This window comes from Algoriphagus lutimaris, from assembly GCF_017051705.1.
Lineage (GTDB): Bacteria > Bacteroidota > Bacteroidia > Cytophagales > Cyclobacteriaceae > Algoriphagus > Algoriphagus lutimaris.
The window spans coordinates 17032-36457 of the sequence record NZ_JAFIDJ010000004.1 but is presented as its reverse complement, the minus strand read 5'-3'; the positions used below and the strand labels follow the sequence as shown (position 1 = coordinate 36457).

General features: G+C 41.2%; 12 protein-coding genes. 3 read left to right on the top strand and 9 right to left on the bottom strand.

Annotated elements, in window-relative coordinates; translation table 11 throughout:
• Window positions 1-501: 501 nt before the first annotated feature.
• From JYB62_RS18645 to JYB62_RS18635, 3 genes are all read right to left on the bottom strand, one after another.
• Complete coding sequence (locus JYB62_RS18645; RefSeq protein WP_205646920.1) at window positions 502-1221, bottom strand: hypothetical protein; 720 nt, start codon at window positions 1219-1221, stop codon at window positions 502-504.
• Window positions 1222-1515: 294 nt separating this feature from the next.
• Window positions 1516-2367 carry an MBL fold metallo-hydrolase gene (locus JYB62_RS18640; protein WP_205646919.1) on the bottom strand — a complete coding sequence of 284 codons (852 nt, stop codon included), beginning with the start codon at window positions 2365-2367 and terminating at the stop codon, window positions 1516-1518.
• A gap of 196 nt (window positions 2368-2563) precedes the next feature.
• Window positions 2564-3397 (bottom strand): sugar phosphate isomerase/epimerase family protein, encoded by an 834-nt coding sequence (locus JYB62_RS18635; protein ID WP_205646918.1) that lies wholly within the window; start codon window positions 3395-3397, stop codon window positions 2564-2566.
• 337 nt (window positions 3398-3734) lie between these two features.
• On the opposite strand from JYB62_RS18635, the gene JYB62_RS18630 reads away from it, so the two are divergent.
• Entirely contained in the window at window positions 3735-5798 is a 2064-nt protein-coding gene (locus JYB62_RS18630) for a M28 family peptidase (RefSeq protein WP_205646917.1), read from the top strand.
• Between the two features lie 295 nt (window positions 5799-6093).
• On the top strand, window positions 6094-7806 hold the full coding sequence (locus JYB62_RS18625; RefSeq protein ID WP_205646916.1) for a hypothetical protein: 1713 nt from the start codon (window positions 6094-6096) through the stop codon (window positions 7804-7806).
• A 311-nt stretch (window positions 7807-8117) separates the two neighbouring features.
• Here JYB62_RS18625 and JYB62_RS18620 read toward each other — a convergent pair whose 3' ends face one another.
• The 5 genes from JYB62_RS18620 to JYB62_RS18600 form a co-directional block, all read right to left on the bottom strand.
• The gene (locus JYB62_RS18620) at window positions 8118-8495 is read right to left on the bottom strand and encodes a glyoxalase (RefSeq protein WP_205646915.1); all 378 of its coding nucleotides are present in this window, start codon (window positions 8493-8495) and stop codon (window positions 8118-8120) included.
• Between the two features lie 874 nt (window positions 8496-9369).
• Entirely contained in the window at window positions 9370-10533 is a 1164-nt protein-coding gene (locus JYB62_RS18615; protein WP_205646914.1) for a TIR domain-containing protein, read from the bottom strand.
• Window positions 10534-10675: 142 nt separating this feature from the next.
• Window positions 10676-12187 (bottom strand): DUF1501 domain-containing protein, encoded by a 1512-nt coding sequence (locus JYB62_RS18610; RefSeq protein ID WP_205646913.1) that lies wholly within the window; start codon window positions 12185-12187, stop codon window positions 10676-10678.
• A gap of 2 nt (window positions 12188-12189) precedes the next feature.
• Window positions 12190-15396, bottom strand: a complete 3207-nt coding sequence (locus tag JYB62_RS18605; protein ID WP_205646912.1) for a DUF1553 domain-containing protein — start codon at window positions 15394-15396, stop codon at window positions 12190-12192.
• Between the two features lie 191 nt (window positions 15397-15587).
• Window positions 15588-16511 (bottom strand): toll/interleukin-1 receptor domain-containing protein, encoded by a 924-nt coding sequence (locus JYB62_RS18600; RefSeq protein WP_205646911.1) that lies wholly within the window; start codon window positions 16509-16511, stop codon window positions 15588-15590.
• 161 nt (window positions 16512-16672) lie between these two features.
• On the opposite strand from JYB62_RS18600, the gene JYB62_RS18595 reads away from it, so the two are divergent.
• Window positions 16673-18043, top strand: coding sequence for a sulfatase family protein (locus JYB62_RS18595; RefSeq protein WP_205646910.1), 1371 nt, complete (start codon window positions 16673-16675; stop codon window positions 18041-18043).
• A gap of 27 nt (window positions 18044-18070) precedes the next feature.
• Here the strand turns inward: JYB62_RS18595 and JYB62_RS18590 are convergent, their stop codons facing one another.
• The gene (locus tag JYB62_RS18590; protein WP_205646909.1) at window positions 18071-19384 is read right to left on the bottom strand and encodes a sulfatase-like hydrolase/transferase; all 1314 of its coding nucleotides are present in this window, start codon (window positions 19382-19384) and stop codon (window positions 18071-18073) included.
• Window positions 19385-19426: the final 42 nt, after the last annotated feature.

Genomic DNA, 19426 nt, shown 5'->3' with positions numbered 1-19426 from the left:
ATCGAATTTATTTTGATATATACAAAATAATAATATATAATTTGGTTTAATTTTTAATACACCGAAAAACATTTGTATTGAAAGTATTCCTTTCGTATGAAAAAAATAGAATGATGGATTGCTGAAAATTAAAATCGGTTTAATTTCATTAAAGTCGCTTTTGATAAGCATTCTAAATTGTTTTCGTACTAGGTGTAGTCTGCGACAACTGACGGGAGTAACTATACTTTTCTATCTTAAAGAGTGCTCAACTATTTTATTCCAAGGCAATACCCAATACAGGGCTTATTTTATAAAAAGCCTTATCCGTGGAGATAAGTTTATCTAATCATATCCTAATTCGAAAAAGAAAGAAATTCTCTTTTTATTAACAACCAATTACAAATTGATTAACATATTAAAGTAGGGCAAGGGGGTAAAAAGCAATCAAGAGAATTGTTTTAGCCTTGAGCCGGCCTGTAAAGGATGTAAACTACGCTTAGAAGAAGTTTTCAATTGAAATTAATATGCAATTGAAAGCATGGCTGTGCATAAGATTAATTTAGTGGTTTTGTCTAGGCCAGGTTTCAACCAAATTGCATTTTCTGAGTCATAGGTGACAGCACCTAAAGAAATACCATTTTCTATAAATTCGTAAAAAAGAGTATTAGTAAGACCTTCACTATTTTCATTAATTTTTCTTAAAGGATCTAATGTTGTTTGAATTACATAGATGGTGCGATCACCAGTTGTAAGTATACCTACTTCTAAATTTGAAATAAAATCTTGTTCGACAGTTGTTAAAATAAAATCCCAAGGCTTTGGGTCATTGGTGTCAGTTGAGATTTTACCCAGATATGTTTTTGGAAAAATATCCATTCTAAGGATCTCTTCTGATTCAATCCCTAAATCCAAGATTCTATTGAAAATGGGATCTGATTTTATTACAAATTCATCTTTTTGAACTGTTCTTGCCTCTAGATAGCAGGATTTATTATCGGAACCCTTTAAAATAATTGAGATTTTTTGTTTTGTTTCAGAATAGGAAACACCCTTCTTTCTGGTTGTTTCTGTTGAGCTTATGCCTTCTTTTATTGTGGCTTCACCAAAATTTCCGACTGTGATTTTTGATTTGGAAAACCAGTAAATTTTTGGGAGAATTAATTCCAGTTTTTCTGAATCGCTGGGCAATCCTTCATAAACAGTAACATTTCCTTGAGCAAATGAAAATGTTGAAATCAAAAGAAATAGAACAAGACAATTTGTCTTTAATAATCCAAAAAATTCCAGGTATCGATTGGTCATTTTCCAAATATTCAGAAGTATACTAAGTTACTCAAAACTCTATTCTAAAGATATTTTTTATAAGCCATTCAAAGGGGAAATAGCATTGAATTTTAGTCTAAATCAAATCGTGCAATTAATTCGCTAGGTTTTGTTTAGGACAATTACTGATAGTTATTAAACCAGTATGGGTTTTGGTAAGAAAACCTTGAACTAGAATTGAATCATTAAAAATCAAGGACTACTTACATGTTAAACTTCTATTGATTCGCCGTCTTTTGGGATACTTATTTTGTTGTCTAAATCTTTGGCTTTCAATTCTTCAAATAGGATTTCCCGCGTTACAAAACAATGGTTAATGGTGTCCATGTGAACTGCGATGATCTTTGTGTCTGGAAGTTTTTCATGAACTTTTACAATGTCACTGGAAGTCATAGTAATGGGATCACCAGTTAAGAACTTTGCTCCTCCTGCATTTAGAATTGTGACTTTCGGACGATGATTCGTAAGTGTATTTTCCACCTCCTCACACCAAACGGTATCTCCTGCTAAATAGATGGAATCTTTTTGGTGCTTGAATACAAATCCTGAAACGGGGCCCATACTTTTGCCAATATCACCTGTACCATGTTGTCCACTAGTCCTATGAATTTCTATTCCTTGCCAGCTGAAATTATTCTCAATGTTTTGGACATTTTCGAAGCCTTGATTTCTTAAGTTTTCTTCATCGTTAGGGGAACAAAAAATAAGTTTGTTATTAGGGATTAAATTTTTTGCAGGGGCGTCCCAATGGTCTCGATGTAAGTGGGTGATAACGATCGCATCCATTTCAGAAATCATGGTGTTTATCTCTGATCTTGGAATAGGCAACTCGACCATAGGAATTCTAATGTCATTCCCACAATTCCTGATTGGATCCATGGCATCCTTTTCTGAAAGCATGGGGTCTATCAGTAATTTTTTTCCATTCATCTCCAAAATCAGTGTAGCATGCCTCAAAAGCCTGATACTTGATGAGCTCTTCAAAGGAGTGTTTTTTGCTCTCAGCAAAGAGGGGAATGTCCCCAAGAAAAGTAAACTTTTAATGAAAGTTTTTCGGTTCATAAAGCATCTCCTTGTTTAAATATTTTTGATGTTGACTTCGGGAAATTTAACCAATAAACCAATATGAATAGCCACTCGTCAAAGGAAAGGAATCTAACGGTGATCTGACCAAGTCCAGATGGTGATTGAAATCATTAATTAAAAAGGCTGAACTCTTTAGAATTCAGCCTTTGTAGATGTAAGATTAGTTCGAAATCTATTCTTTGGTCGTTTCAATAACGCCCCGAAAATATCCTAGGGATTCGGCAATCCCCATAAATGGATTATCCATATTCCGCTCATGTTCCAGACTACATACTCCGGTGTAGCCTACTTTTCTGATCATTTTGACCATTGCCGGGAAGTCAATGATGCCACGGCCAACTTCGAGCGAATAACCCTGTTTTGACGGTCCTGTCACGTCCTTAATGTGCATGTCAAACACGCGGGTGTGATATTTTTCCATATCCGCTACAGGGTCTTTCCCGTTGCGCGTGTCATGTCCAATGTCCAGGCACATTCCAATTCTCGGATCGAGATCTTTGGTATGGTTCCAAACATCATCGGCATCCTGATAAATATTGATATCTGGTCCGTGCAAATGAATGGCAAATTTAAAATCATACTCCTTCACTTTTTTGTCTACATAGGGAAGCAATTCCACATTGGGAACGCCCACGATCAGCTTTACCCCAACTCGTTTTGCATACTCAAATGCCTTATCTATTTGCTCTTCTGATTTCATATAGATAGGACCGACGGCATATCCTGTGACGTCGTGGGCTTTTAGTTTTTCATGAAAAGCTGCAATTTCAGCATCAGTGCTAGTCATCGGCAAATGAAAATCTTTGATGCATAGGTAATGTACATCCAATGCTTTCAATGTTTCCAGTGTCTTATCGAGGTCAAATCTCACGAAGGTAAAGCCCGCAATTCCTACTTTAAATGTTTCACCAGTTTCCGGAGGAAGCTGTGGTCCTGGTCTGTTTTCCTGCGCATTGCAAACCATCAGGGAGATTGCAAACAAAAGAGTTAATAAGGATAATTTCATAGTGTTATTTTAGGAGTTATAATGAGCCAATTTAACAAATGCAAAGCAAAGAGAGGTCCTGAGGTTTACCAAGACTACGGAATCGTTTGCTTTTTTAGAACGGATGAGTTTAGGGCTTCTCATTTCGGGCTGAAATTGAAGGAAAACCAGAACATTAATACCCCCTGTGGCAAGAAATATCTGACTACACCCAGAGGGGGCAAAAATGATCTGACAAAACCTAGGTGGGTATCTTCATTCCAAGGAAAGTATCTCGGACAATTAATAGATTTTTACTGTATCTTCATCAGGTTCAATTTGCCAAACAATTTGAATCGCAGACCTTAATTCCTTTTTTATGAAAAACATTTTGCGTTATTCTATTGTCTTCTTTTTCATTTCTACAACGACTTCCTATTCACAGCATGTTCCTCTTGGTCAGGAAAAACTTGTCGCTCTACTAGATCAGGAATTATCTGGCGAATCTGCCAAACGAAACCTGGAATACATCAGCAGATTGCATCGAATGAGAGGCTCGGATGACTATAACAAAGCGATTGCTTTTATTTTATCCAAACTATCTGAGTATAATCTAGAAGGGATCGAAATCATCAAAATCCCTGCTAATGGACAATTGATGTATGGGACAGAAAAATCAAGGCCTGCCTGGAATGCGTCATTTGCAGAGTTATGGGAGCAAAAACCCGAAAACGGACAGTGGGTTAATCATGAAAAAATAGCTGATTGGGAGTCCATCCCAATGGTTCTCGCACAGGATAGTAAAAGCGGTGAAGTATCGACAGAATTAGTGGATATTGGAGCTGGAACTTCGGAATCTGTTTATCAATACAAAGATGTAAAAGGCAAATTAGTCCTTACCTCCTCCCAACCAGGGGCTGTTGCTCCATTAGCTATAGAAAAATACGGAGCAGCAGGAGTAATCAGTTATGCCCAAAATCAACCTTCAGCTTGGCATGGAGAGAATGAAAATTTAATCCGCTGGGGGCATTTTGAATATTTCGATAACACCAATTCCTTTGGATTTATGGTATCGCTGAAACAAGCGCGAGCATTCCAAAAAAGACTCGCAGCCGGAGAAAAGATTCAGCTTTACGCAAAAGTAATTGCAGATACCGAGGCCACAGATTGGCAGTTACTCACAGCTGTGATCGAAGGAAGTGATCCTAGTCTCTCGGGAGAAGAAATCCTATATACCTGCCATTTAGATCACCCGAGGCCAGGTGCGAATGACAATGCGAGTGGTTGTGTGGCTATCTTGGAAGTTGCCCGAACGATCAAAAAATTAATCGATGAAGGAAAGCTGGAGCGTCCAAAACGTACTCTTCGCTTTTTATGGTCTCCAGAAATCGAAGGCACCAATTCCCTATTAGGCTTCAAGCCTGAACTTGCAGCAAAGACAAAATTCAATATCCACATGGATATGGTTGGCGGTGGACTGGAAACAAAAGGAATCTATCAGATTTCAAGAGGGCCTAAAAGTTTGCCGAGTTTCATCAACGATATCGGAGAAGCATTTGGAGAGTTTTTAAACCAAAGCAGTATTGCTTATACCAGTGGAGATGCTGTCAATTATCCTATGGTTTCCCAAGAAGGTGGAAAAGAGCCCTTTCATGCCATTTTGGGGAACTTCCATATGGGAAGCGATTTTGAAGTTTTCACAGAGGGCACCTATCGGATTCCTTCCATTTACTTGCATCAATATCCTGACAGATACATTCACACCAATTATGATCTCCCTGCTTTTATTGACCCTACAGTATTAAAAAGATCAAGTTTTATCGGTGCGGTTTCAGGTGTTTATTTGGCAGATTTCGGTTCGGAAAACCTCGAATTCCTTACTTCCTTAATGAAGAAACAGGTCTTAAGCAGGTCCTATCAGATGTTGCAGTTTGCAGATGCTCTTCCAGTGGAAGAGGCGGAAAATGTTAAATATTATTTCTGGCTACAGGAAATGGAGGCTTTTCAATCCCTAGAACCTTATGTTTCTTTGAGTGAAAGCCAGATGGAAGATTATCGAAGCTATTTAGAACAGCTAAAAGGAGTAGTTGGAGCAGGCACTCCAGTTGAAACTACAGAACCAAACGCTAGTTTGATTTATTATCGAAATCCAGAAATCAAGGGTGGAATGTTTGCCTTTGGATACGATTATTTTACGGATAATTTTGGCAAGGAAAAACCAAGGCCTCAATTATTTACTTACAAAGGAATCCGGGGAACTGGCAGTGAATACACCTATGAAACTTTGAATCTGGTCAATGGTAAAAACAGCATCTCAGACATCCGAAACATTCTTTCAGCAGAATTTGGTCCAGTTCCACTTTCTCTGGTTCAATCTTATTTGGAAGCTTTGGAAAGCATCAAAGTTATTTTCAAGAATCCTGTCAAAATCGAGAAAAAATAAAGTAGAAATCCTATACCCCAAAATTCCGAAGTACTTGTAAAAAAGGACCTTCTTATTGAAGGCTGGAAATCAAGCAATAATTTCATTCAGATTTTTCTGAGTTCCAATTTTCTTATGACAGGCAATATGCTTGATGCTTTGGATAAAGGGAAAAGGCAGGCAAACTACGCTTAGACGAATGATCTGAATACACTCAATCAGTGGAAAAAAGACCAATCTTGACTTTTGATATCCGGCGTTTTAATCCATAAGTTTAGGTAAGAAATAGCCCAAAACCATTTTTGCTTTACGATCTATGAAACGAAGAGAGTTTGTCCAATATGGTTCGGTAGCTTTTTGTGCCGCTCCGATGTTAACTTCGATGGTTTTTCGCTCCCGTACAAAAAATGAAACCAAGCCTGACTGGCTGCAAAGATTAATCAAAGCCAATGATAATCAGCTTGATCGGCAACGCGGATACCGTGTTTCTGATAGTAAAAGTTCGGCTTACGGAGGCTTCCTAGACGGCGCGGAAATCCCCAATGCGCATTCTACGGTAGCATATATCCGAACGGCGGGCTGCGCTCTAGCGAGTTCTGAGAGCAGATACTATCGCTCCGAAACCGTAGCCAAAGAACTTGAAGAGGCAATAAACTATCTTCTCAAAATTCAGCATTCCGATGGTACCATCGACCTACTTTCTACCAATTTTCACTCTACGCCCGACACGGGATTTATAGTCAAATGGCTGGTCCCAGTGTACAACATTGTCTTGAGGGAAGACGACAGTAGATACGCCACTCAGTTGGAACTCCTAAAAACCTTTTTGCAAAGGGCTGGTGAATGCCTGATCGTTGGGGGTATTCATACGCCCAATCACCGCTGGGTGGTATCGGGTGCATTGACTAAGCTGAATGAGGTGTGGCCCAATCCGCGCTACGTAGCTCGCATCGAGGAATGGCTGGGCGAGCATATCGACATGGATCCCGACGGGCAGTACAACGAGAAAAGTACCCTCATCTATTCGCCCCTTACTGATCGAGTACTTATTACCATCGCCAAGGGCGCAAAAAAGCCGGAACTGTACGAGTTTGTGCGTAGAAATCTGATGATGACTACCTACTATATCCATCCCAACGGGGAGATAGCCACTGATGCTTCGGGCCGACAGGATAAGGCCGCCGTAGGTACGATGGAGGGCTATTACTATCCCTACCGTTTTATGGCCTTAAAGGATCAGAATGGCATTTTTTCGGCAATCTGCAAAGAAATCGAGGCTACAGTACTAGAGAAATCCGTCTCCCAATTATCTTATTTTCTGGAAGATATATCCCTATGGCGGGAATTACCCAAGCCCAATTCTTTGCCGACGAGCTACGCCAAAGCATTTCCGTACTCGGGTCTGGTTCGCATCCGGAGGGGTAATTGGGATGCCACTGTTATTTCCCAAAATCCAACTTTCCTGACTTTTCATTCCGGTAATGCTGTGTTGCAGGGTATTCGCTTTTCAGCTTCCTTTTTTGGAAAAGGACAATTTCAAGGTGGCGAGATCCGGCAAGAAGGCAAGGATTATGTCATGGAACAGAAACTTGCTGGATCCTATTATCAACCCTACCCCAAAGACTCCATCGACCCTGGTGGCGATTGGGAAAAAATGCCCCAAAGTAATCGAGAACAAAGTGAAATACAGTACCTCACCTCGACAGCTCGAATTCGGGAAAACAACGACGGAGTAGAATGTGACATCGAAATCGTGGGTACCGATAACGTTCCGGTTTCGATAGAACTTATTTTCCGAGAAGGAGGGGAATTCAAAAATGTGGTGATTTTAAATGCTGAAAATGACTCCTATCTCCTTAACACAGACGAAGTAGGAACTTATACGCAAAAAGGCGACACGCTGACCTTCGGCCCAGGACTGGCAGAACACAAAGGTGTCCAACTACGTGGAGGCTTGCCTCGGATGTCTGCGCCTACGGTTTACCTGACGGGTTTCACGCCTTTTAAGCATACGATCAGGATTTCTTGAGGGGTAGTTGGAATTACAAATCCTTAACAATATTAATTCAGGACAAGCCGAAAACAATCCAGTGATATTTTTTTCCTTGAGCCTGTACACGACAATTGTTGGGAGTAGGGCAAAAAACTTAATTGGCGATCTGACTACACCCAAATGGGGGTTAATTATTTGTGATTGGCTCTGTTAAACCAATGGCATCCCGACAGCTGTACGGGATGGTAGGGATATTTGGGTGTAGTTACAAACTACACCCAGTCCCAAGACCGATCTGACTACACCCAGACGGGGAGCAAACCCTTAGACGAACTATATGACTACACTCAGACGAGTAGGCTGATTTGGCTTCTGATTCGCTCTATTAAAAGGCTCATGATTCTTTTATTGTACAGGTTGGTATCTGCGCTGTAGACGGCTAATTCTTCAATAGTGAGCATGCCAAGGGTAACTCCGATCAATTTGTTCTTTAACACGATGTTTTTCTGTAAACTGTTTTCTATAAAGAGAACCTTGTTTTCAGGTGATAAAGAATAATACATGACCTTAGATTCAGTAATGTGATTTTTGAAAAGCCCAAGAAAAAGGTCATTTTGAAGTTTTAGAATAGGGCGCAGGGTGATAGTCTGAAATTTTTCTTCATCTGTGCTTTTCTCGAACTCTTTTGTTTTAATAATTGGTCTTAAATCTAATCTACTTGTCATGGGTTGCTTTTTTGCTTGAGTAAAACGGTTTATGTGTTGGCTGAAGAACTAAACCACAGACCAAACACCTGATGCGCCTTAAATGTTAAAGAAAGTATCCTGAAGGCCTTTGTAGATGAGCTCCTGTTAGGTCTGGAATTATAGAAAAGCCGGAAGACTTTCTATATTCCAATGCTAGGAATCCCGCCACGGCGGGCAGGTACTCAGGAATGAAAGGTTTGATTGATGTAGACTATTGGTAGTTAGCTCTGATAAACCAATTGCATCCCGACAGCTGTACGGGATGGTAAGGATATTAAAGCAGGACAAGGCGTTAAAAAACAATTCAGTGAATTGTTTTAGCATTGGGCCAGTCCACGACAATTGTCGGGAGTAGGGCAGGCAAACTACGCTTAGAAAACGATCTGACTACACCCAGAGGGGGCATTACTTTTTTAATAGCGGCAAAATAGCCCTAAGAATTTTTTCAAATCCAACAATAGAAACTTCTTCTTCCTTACAATCAGTACCGTTGTTTATATGGTTGTTTCCAAAATATTTATCGACAAGTTTTTCTTTAATAATCTGCTTTTTATCCTCAGCTAAAATTTCAATAAATGGATTAATAGAAGCAAGTTCTAATTCCGCTGTTCTATTTATTGTTTCAAGTTTTCTGTGTTTGCTTGATTCTCTAGCTGCATAAGTAGCTGGGTTGCATGAACTTTATGATTATACTAAAACGAAGACTATTCCAAAAAAAAATCTATCCAAATAAACTAGTGAAGGAGTTGAAATTTTGGATAAAATAGAGAATACGACTGGATTTTAGAAGTAGGAGTCCTCTGTATTAAAGTCTCAATTTCTAAATTCTAAAACATATTATCAGAACCATATTTTAATTAGTTGAGGAGAATTTCCGAACGGGGCGAACAAAGCCTCTACGATAATTGATTCCATATGTACTTGTTCTTATTTTAGTCATTGCTAAATAAGTAACCCATGCATTCCCCTCATATCCTTTTTCCAGCGTAGAGCTCCAATAAAACTCATCTGACCAGTCTGAAGATTCATGAAAGTTACCGACCTCTTCTTTTTTTGTGTAGAGCTCTTCTAAAATTTCTTTTGAAGGGAGAAACCAGTCATCATACGTCTTGCCATCAATTGTAATAGAATATTTTTCACATGCTTCAACTGCACTTTTCCAATCAAATTCACCCTCCAAATCTTCCTTTGCTGCGATATATCCATTCTTTCTTTCTGCATCTACGCTGAATATTATTCCTCCTTCAAATTCCTTTCCGATACCTTTACTTACAAATTCTTTAAGTTCTTCGAGCGATTTTTCTTTTTCGTTCTTTTCTTTTTCTGCTTCTAGAGTTTTTAGTTTCGCTATTTCGGTTTGTTTTTCTGCTTCTTTCCGTTTTTCATTTGCAAATATTGCAAGTCCGACTGCTGTAATAAGTATTATTCCAAGAAAGCTCAAGAAACTGTTTCTAACCAAAATCCATTTTCTATGCAAACTTACCTCTTCACTTGCAAGGTCATTAGGAGCTTTCCCATGAAGTTTTGCAGCAAGTTTTAAAATTTCTTTTTGAAAAATAGGGTTATCCAGAGAAAGGTCTTTTTCAGTTTTTGACTGCCGTAGATCTATATAAAAGGGCTCATTTTCAAATTTATCATCTAGGACAGGTGGAAGGGAATTATTATCAGGATCTGAAAAACTATTTTTATGGTTGTCCCACAACATTTCTCCACCAGTAAGTGCAATTAAAATAGTGTCAATACTTTTATGCTCTATCCAATAACTGACCTCTTTATTCACCCACTTTGAGTTTTCAGATAGTGGGGATGCTAAGAGAATAAAGTATTCAGATTGGTCTAAGGCTTTTTTGATATTTTCCCAAAGATGTGGGGAGGCAGAAAGACTGGATTCATCTCTAAAAATTTCAAGGTTACGCTTTTTGTACCAAGGCTTTGCAAATTTATGCAATGCATCTTGAAGTGCTGGTGCAAACTTGTCGTCTGAGGAATGGGAGTAAGAAATAAATGCATTAAACATGTAAGCCTCCTTCTGAATAGACTTCCTTAAAAAAACAGAAACTAAAAATTAACTGATCATATATTTAATATACTCAATTTCAGTAAAAATCATCAGTCAACAATACCCACTACTGGGTATATTTTCTGAAAAATCTATCTAATCAACTCAAAATCCCTTTTACCACTTCCCCTTCCACATCCGTCAGTCGGTATCTTCTACCCAGGTGCTTGAAGGTGAGTCGCTCGTGGTCGATCCCGAAAAGGTGTAGCATAGTGGCTTGTAAATCGTGCACGCTTACCGGGTCTTTGACCACATTATAGCCGAAATCATCGGTTTCCCCATAACTAAAACCAGGTTTGACTCCAGCTCCTGCCATCCATTTGGTAAAGCATCTCGGATGATGGTCCCGACCATAATTATCCGGTGAGAGGGTGCCCTGAGAGTACACGGTTCTGCCGAATTCTCCGCCCCATATCACCAAGGTATCTTCGAGCAAGCCTCGTTGTTTGAGGTCTTTGATCAAAGCAGCGGTGGCCTGATCTGTTTTTTGGCATTGGTTTCTGATTCCATTCGGCAGGCTGCCATGATGATCCCATCCCTGATGATAGAGTTGCACGAATTTCACATCGTTCTCGATCAGTTTTCTAGCCATCAGACAGTTGGCCGCATAAGTGCCCGGATCTCGGCTTTCTTCTCCGTATAGCTCATACACCCAGTCCGGTTCCTTGGATAGATCGGTCACCTCGGGCACGGAAGTTTGCATGCGGAAAGCCATCTCATACTGTGCGATGCGGGCATTGATTTCCGGATCTCCATAGGTGTCAAGCTGTACTTCATTGAGGGATTTGAGGTAATCGAGCATTTCCCTGCGGTCGTTTCCATCGTAGTTTTCAGGATTTCCCAGATAGAGCACGGGGTCTTTCCCGGAGCGGAACTGAATTCCCTGGTGCTGGGAAGGAAGAAAACCATTGCCCCAAAGCTTGGCATACAGGGGTTGATCCCGCACGGCATCTTTGGAAATCATCACGATAAATGCGGGGAGGTTTTGATTATCCGAACCCAAGCCATAGCTCAGCCAGGAACCCATGGAAGGCCTGCCGGGAAGTTGGTGCCCCGTCTGGAAAAAAGTAATGGCAGGATCGTGATTGATCTGGCTGGTTTGCATGCTTTTGATAAAGCAAAGCTCATCCACCACCTCGGCCGTGTGTGGCATCAGCTCACTCACCCAAGCCCGGCTTTCTCCGTATTGCTTAAAATTAAATGCGGAGGAAGTCATGGGAAAGGAACTTTGATCGGCACTCATGCCTGTGAGGCGCTGACCATCACGCACCGAATCGGGAAGTTCCTGACCATGCAGGTCCCGAAGTTTTGGTTTGTAATCGTATAAATCCAGTTGCGAGGGGCCGCCGGCTTGAAAGAGATAAATCACCCGCTTGGCTTTGGGTACAAAATGCGGTAAATGTCCCAGTCCCATGGAAGGATTGGTTGCTAGCGGAATAGGAGGGGTGTTTTGCCCGAAGATTTTCTCCATTCCCATCAGGGAACCCAAAGCCATGGAGCCTATTCCCAAAGAAGTCTTCGTCAGAAATCTCCTTCTGTCCATCTTCTTTTCTATTTCCTGAAGATCTGCATTGGTCGATCGTAAAGGCGCGTCGTGGTGGTGTAGACTCATGGTTATCGTTTGGTTATAGCAGCATCTGAATTGATAATTACCGAGGCGACCACTGCGTTGGCAGCGACCTGTGTTGGATCCAGTTTGGGGTTGATTTCATATTCTCCGGCACTCAGCCAGCCTTTTAGTTTTTGGTTGTCTTCGGTGAATTTTTGAAACTCGCTTTCCCGTAATTCCAGCAGGATTTCCAGTTCAGCAGGCAGGGGTTTTCTTCCGGTGAGCTTTTGAAAAGTTTCCTGAATGGCTTCTGAAATCCCTGAATACTCGGCCATCTGTTCTCCTAAGACTTTTGAGGCCTCCAGAAATGTTGGGTCATTGAGCAAAGCCAGTGCTTGCAGGGGCGTATTGGTTTCCTGTCGTTTGCTGATGGACTCGCTATGATCCGGTGCATCAAACATGGATAGGGTAGGGTTGTGCACCGATCGCTTCCAGATGGTATACAAACTTCTGCGGTAGAGGTTTTCTCCTTTGTCCTGCACGTAAGTGGCAGAATTTACTCGCCACAATCCCTCTGGCTGATATGGAAAGACGCTTTTTCCTCCGATTTTTGGATTTAATAAACCCGAGGCAAAAAGTGCATTGTCACGGATCAATTCGCCGGGCAGTCGAACTGCAGGACCTCTCGCCAATAAGACATTGTCTGGATCTTTCTCCTCCAATTCCTTGCTCATTAGGGAGGCTTGACGGTAGGTAGCAGAAGTGACGATCAGGCGTTGCATGGCTTTCACATCCCATCCCGATTCCAGAAACTTATTTGCCAGCCAATCCAACAATTCCGGATGCGAGGGCAATTGTCCCTGATTCCCAAAATCCGCTGAGGTGGCAACTAGCCCCCTTCCGAAGTAATTCTGCCAAAAGCGATTCACTGCCACCCGAGCCGTAAGCGGATTCTCTGGCGAAGTGGTCCATTGCGCCAAACCCAATCTGTTTTTGGGCAAGTTCTCCGGCATAGGAAGAACGCTTTCCGGGGTATTTGGAAAAACCTCCTCCCCATGATTATTGTATTCTCCTCGAGTCAAAATGTAGGTAGGTCTTGGCTCTTCCATATCCTGCATGATCATCATTTCAGGAATGTTTTCTACCGAATCTGCATAGGCTTTTCTGGAAGCAATCAAGGATTTCAGCTTTTTCTGATAGGGAATAGAATGGTTGTTGAGATAAAAGGATTTGAGTTGAACCTTTTCATCGGAACTCAAATTTTCCGGAGCCTTACTAAGCAAAGCTTTGTATTGATCTTGATTGTAGATCTGAAGAATTTCAGGTTGGGAAAGTTCCTGATCATAAATACTGACTTCATCTGCAATCGCCCCTTTAATGCCTTTCCCTCTCCATACGGCTCCTACTTGCAAACCCGGCTGGTTTCCTGCAAGAAGAATATCCTTGTAGAGATTGTCGTGTGTAGTGATGGTAGAGAAAGGTTTTCCATTCAGGAAAACATTCAGGCCTTTTGCCTTGGCCGAACCATCGTATGTGAGGGTCAGATTGATCCATTGATCTCTGGGAATATCGCTTTCGCTGAGCTTAGTGATGGCATTGTAAGGAGCAGAGTGCGCCATCAAGACTTCCAGTTTGTTGTCTTTTAGGCTGAGATGATATCCCCGCCAGTTGTAAAGCACCGCTCCCGAACCGCTATGAAAAATCGCCCCTGTGGTCAGAGTTTTGGGAATATTCACCCAGATACTGACAGAATAAGGTTCTGATTTCGAAAATGCGCCGGGACCTCCGAGTTCCAGCCACATATCCCCATTCAGTTTAACTCCTTTTCCCCGAACTCCATCCACATAGTTGGGAGGTTGGTTTTTTACCTCACTGCTCTCCATAGAGCCTTTCTGGGCAGGGTTGAGCTTATTTTGAATCGATGATTCAAAGGTATAATAAGCGATTTGACTGGCTGGAAATTCCAGATTTGCGTCTCGCTGATAAGCTTTGGAATTCAACCAATCTGTGAAGGCTTTTTCCTCGGCTTCAATTACTTTCTCAAGCGATTCTTCTTCTTTGTTTTGCAGGGAAAGTAGGTAATCCAGCATCTGATCTTTTTTGTCATCCGTCAGCAGCATGGTGGGAACAGGCATGGCATTGTCCCAGGAAATCTGACCTGCTTCTTCAACCCGGTTGAAAAAGCTGCTGAGTTCGTAGAAGTTTTTCTGAGTGATGGGATCGTATTTATGATCATGACATCTTGCGCAACCCACAGTCAAAGCCAGAAAAGCGGTTGCCATGGTGCTGGTTCGATCTACTACATATTCCACCCGAAATTCCTCCTCGACGATTCCTCCCTCCATATTTTGGGGATGAATGCGGTTGAAAGCCGTAGCAATCAATTGGTCCTTGGTAGGATTGGGCAGCAGGTCCCCCGCCAGTTGATCGGTGATAAATTGATCGTAGGGAAGGTTGGAATTGAAAGCATTGATCACCCAATCCCGGTAAGGGGAAGCATCTCGATAGCGATCCACCGTGTAGCCATGCGTATCTGCAAATCGGGCGATGTCCATCCAATGCATGGCCATTTTCTCCCCGTAATGATCGGAGTTGAGCAGACGATCCACCTGCTTTTCGTAGGCATTTTCAGACTTGTCAGCGAGGAAGGATGCTATTTCCTTGCTACTTGGAGGCAATCCAATTAGGTCCAGACTTAGTCTTCGAAGCAGAGTTTCCTTGTCGGCTTCCTGGGAAGGAGTGAGTACTTCCTCTTCCAGTTTGCTCAGCACAAATAAGTCAATGGGATTTTTGGCCCAGGATTCATTTTTGACTGTTGGAGGGGCGTATTTTTCAGGTTTGATAAATGCCCAATGTTCCTTGTATTCTGCGCCATCTTCGATCCACTTGATCAGGATTGCTTTTTCCTTTGCAGACAAAGTTAGATTGGATTCCAGCGATGGCATTTTAAAGTCATCTTCCTCAGAAATAATCCGGTGAAAGAGTTCGCTCTTTCGGAGACTTCCGGGAGTAATCGCCTTTTTCCCCGGAGAATTGGGCAAGTCTACAAAAGCCATTTCTGGGGAATGAAGACTTAAACCAGCTTTTTGAGCGGCTAGATCCGGGCCATGACAGGCAAAGCATTTATCAGATAAGATGGGTTTTACGTGGATATTAAAATCTAACGCTTCCGGCAATTCCTCATAAGCTGTTTGCACCTCCTCTGGTAGATCAGGAGTGCAGGAATAAAAAATTAGTAGAATAGATAAAAGATTAAGAAACTTTGAATTCATTACTGGAATAATCTATCTCTTAAACTACTGGAATTTGGGGATTATAGGAAATGGTTTTTTATGAATTGAACTATAGTCCGTCATTGCGATCCGACACAGGCGGAGTGGCAATCTCGTTTTATTAAGTTAGAAACGTTGTAGTGGTTGTCGGTTCTCGCACTTCGTCAATCGTCCTTCTTATTTCAAACTTCTTATTTATCCCCCAAATAGTCCCTTAACTCATCCTCTATCCCGATAGGGAATCCCTTTTTCTCTTCTACGCCCACATAGATCAAGCAACTGGAAGGTGTATGCTCAAAAATCCCGTCAAACTTTGCCAACCATAATTCAAGATGTGATTTTAGCTCTTTCAGTCTCGGAATTTCCTTAATGAGTTCACGATGCTTTTTGATCAGGTCTAAGGCGGATTGGTTGTATTCTTTGAGTACATTTTTGGTATAGGAACGGATAGTTTGATGAAGAATCAATTCATCTTTTGTCATCTCATCAAAGTATTCATGAAAAAATTCCTCGTATTGAAGGCGCTTGCTGCTAGGAATCCTATCCTTGATTTTTTGGGCTAGCTTATTTCGAATTTTTGCCTGGGCTTGAAATGTAGTCCAAGCGGTATCCAGGATTTCAAGTAATCTTTCAGCAGTATCTTTATTTGAAAGACTGGGAGAAAGTAATTCCTCTTGGTAAGAGGAACTTCCCGGAAAAGCAGCTTTGCTTAAATCAAAAGGGTTTTCTTTTGCCACTGCATCCAAAATCAATTGTTTGCAGGTTTCTCGATCCTTTCCTACCAAATCCACAAAAACTAGTGCCTTTACTAATTTAGGGGGCTCACATGGCTTTACTTTGATAGGAATGAAAATGCGCTTTTCGCCAGTTGGATCAGATTGGAAGGCTGCGGCCCACTCAGGTATTGTAAAAATGGAAGCGAAATAGTTAGTAGAATAAACAGCAATAGTTTTATTGGCCTCAGCAGCTTTGAGCATTTCAAACACAAAGTTAGATCCTGGACGAAAGTCTTTGGCTTGCAAAACAGTACTATAGTTTGCCTCCTCCAGGATTTTACTGATCCAAATGGCCCAATCGGCATCTTTTCGAGTATAGCTAATAAAAAAGTCCTTCATTTGCTGGATTTACTTTATAGGTCAATTTGTGTTGAATTAAGTTAGCCAATTGGATGATTGCGAACAAGAGAGATATTTATTTGTCTCCAGGAATAGGTTCGAGCAGGATAGTTAAAAATAAAATGTCCTTTTCTTGCAGATAAACCCATCAAATTCTTTCTATGAAAAAGTACTTTTCACTTCTCTTTATTGTTTTGCTTTTTGCTTTGCCACTCTTTGCCCAACAAGACAAACCTAACATCATTTTCATTCTCACGGATGATCAGCGATGGGATGCCTTGGGGTTTGCCGGAAATGAAATTATCCAAACTCCGGAAATGGATCGACTGGCAGCGGAGGGAGTATATTTTGAAAATGCATTTGTCACTACCCCGATTTGTGCGGCAAGTCGGGCAAGCCTCTTGACAGGGCTTTATGAAAGAACTCATGGGTATACCTTTGGGCAAGGAGATATCAAGCAGCCGTACATGGACCAATCTTATCCTGTCAAATTAAGAGAAGCTGGATATCACACTGGTTTTTATGGAAAGTTTGGTGTGAGTTACCCTGGTTTTTCAACCTTATTTGACAAAGGAGAAAGTTATGATCGAAATGGGAATTTCAAAGATCGAAGAGGCTATTTTTATAAAACCATCGGACAGGATACGGTTCACTTGACTCGATACACCAGTCAGCAAGCCATTGATTTTATTCAGGAAGCTCCTGCTGATCAGCCCTTTATGCTTTCTTTGAGCTTCTCTGCTCCCCATGCTCATGATCCCGCTCCATTGCAATATTTCTGGTCTGAAGAATTCGATACCATGTACCAAAACATCACAATTCCAGATCCTGAACTTGGTGGTGATAAGTATTTTCTTGAGCAACCAGAATATGTTCGAAGTGGCGAAAACCGAACTCGCTGGTATTGGAGATATGATACACCGGAAAAATACCAACATTCGGTCAAAGGGTATTTTCGTATGATCTCTCAGGTCGATTCGGAAATCGGAAAAATCAGAAAAACGCTGGAGGAAAAAGGATTGGCTGAAAATACTGTGATTATCCTGATGGGAGACAATGGTTATTTTCTAGGAGAAAGGCAGCTTGCAGGTAAATGGCTTATGTATGATAATTCTCTTCGGGTACCATTGATTGTATTTGACCCAAGAGAAGAAGGGGGTATTCGGAAATCTGAATATGCGTTGAATATTGATGTTCCCGCGACAATTTTGGATTATGCCGGAATTAAAGCTCCTAAATTATGGCAAGGGGTAAGCCTGAGATCTACACAATTGAAAGGAAGAAAAGACTTCCTTTTTGAGCATCTATGGCAAGTGGCCATCATCGCTCCGAGTGAAGCGATCCGTACCGACCGTTGGAAATATTTCCGATATCTCAATGATCCAGCGCACGAAGAATTATATGATCTTTCGGTGGACCCGATGGAGATAAATAATCTCGCCGCCGACCCTGTTCATCAGCGAACTCTGAAGAAAATGAGGAAACAATTGGAAAAGAAATCAAGTGCTTATGTCAAAGCCAAAATAGATTAGTTTCGAAAGTCAACAGAGCCTAAGGGTTTATCGAATGTTCTCGTATTTATCCAAAGCTTTGTTGAGTGTTTTAAATGCTTTCTTTCCTTCTTTGTCCAGATCTTTATAGATCAGCGGAGTCTCTTCTAGCCAATCCTCTTGGAGGTTGTAAAACTCCCCTGTTCCGTAAAGTTTGAATTCTTTGTCGAAGGCAAATTCTTTGAGGTTTTCTATATCTCCATTTCGGCTATACCAACTATAAACCCAATCTCTCGATTTACCCTTTTTCCCCAATAATTGAGGTAAGAAGCTGACACCGTCTACTGGAATTTCTTTTGGAATCTTGATTCCAGCAACCTCCATTAGGGTTGGAAGAAAATCACTAAAGTCGATTAAGTCATCACTTTGGGTTCCCGGTTTGATATGATTGTTCCATTTGACAACTAAAGGAACATGAGTCCCATTTTCGGTGGTGTATTTTTTGCCACCAGGATATTCCTTTCCTCTATACATGGAAACTACGGGTTGGTCCGTTCCGTTGTCTCCTGTGAAAATGATGATGGTGTCTTCACTAAGTCCCAATTCATCTACTTTGGTAATGATTTTACCTACGATTTTATCCATATATGCCACCATGTCTCCAAAATATTGAGGATCTCCTTTATAAGTTGGAGAGCCGGGACTAGTAGGGTCCCAATCTTTGGAATCTGGAGTAGGCACAAAAGGACAATGGGTAATGATCATGGGATAATAAGCGAAAAAGGGCTGATCCTGATTCTTTTCGATAAAGTCAATCAGGAAGTCACTAGTGATGTCTGTGGAAAATTGACCTCCATCAAAGTGTTTGGGTACTCCATTGATTTCCAAAACAGGGTTGGAGTAACGCGTGTCATACCCGTCCTTGTTGGTTGCTCCCAGCATATGCTGCCAAAGACATGATTCGTCAAAACCAAAATGCTGAGGAGAATCCTGCTCTTTTCCCAACTGCCATTTTCCTGCGATCGCAGTTTTATATCCTGCTTCTTTCAACAAATTGGCAAAAGTGGTCTGACTTCGGTCGAGTTGACCAAAGACTGTATAGTTTCTGACATTGTATTGACCAGTCATCAATTGGACTCTAGAAGGAGTGCATAATGGCTGGGCAAAGGCATATTCGAATTTTGCTCCTTGCGCCGCCATGGCATCGATAAAGGGAGTGGAGTAGGAGGTTCCTCCGTAAGAATTAATGGTTTCTACTCCCAGATCATCTGCCATGATCAGGATGATATTTGGCTTTTTGTCTTGCGAAAAGGCCGATAGAATGACTAAAATATAACAAAAAAAGAAAATAGAAATCCTTGAAATAAGAGTTGATGAATTCATGGAATAAAACTATGAAAAATAGGTTGATCCCGCCATTATTTT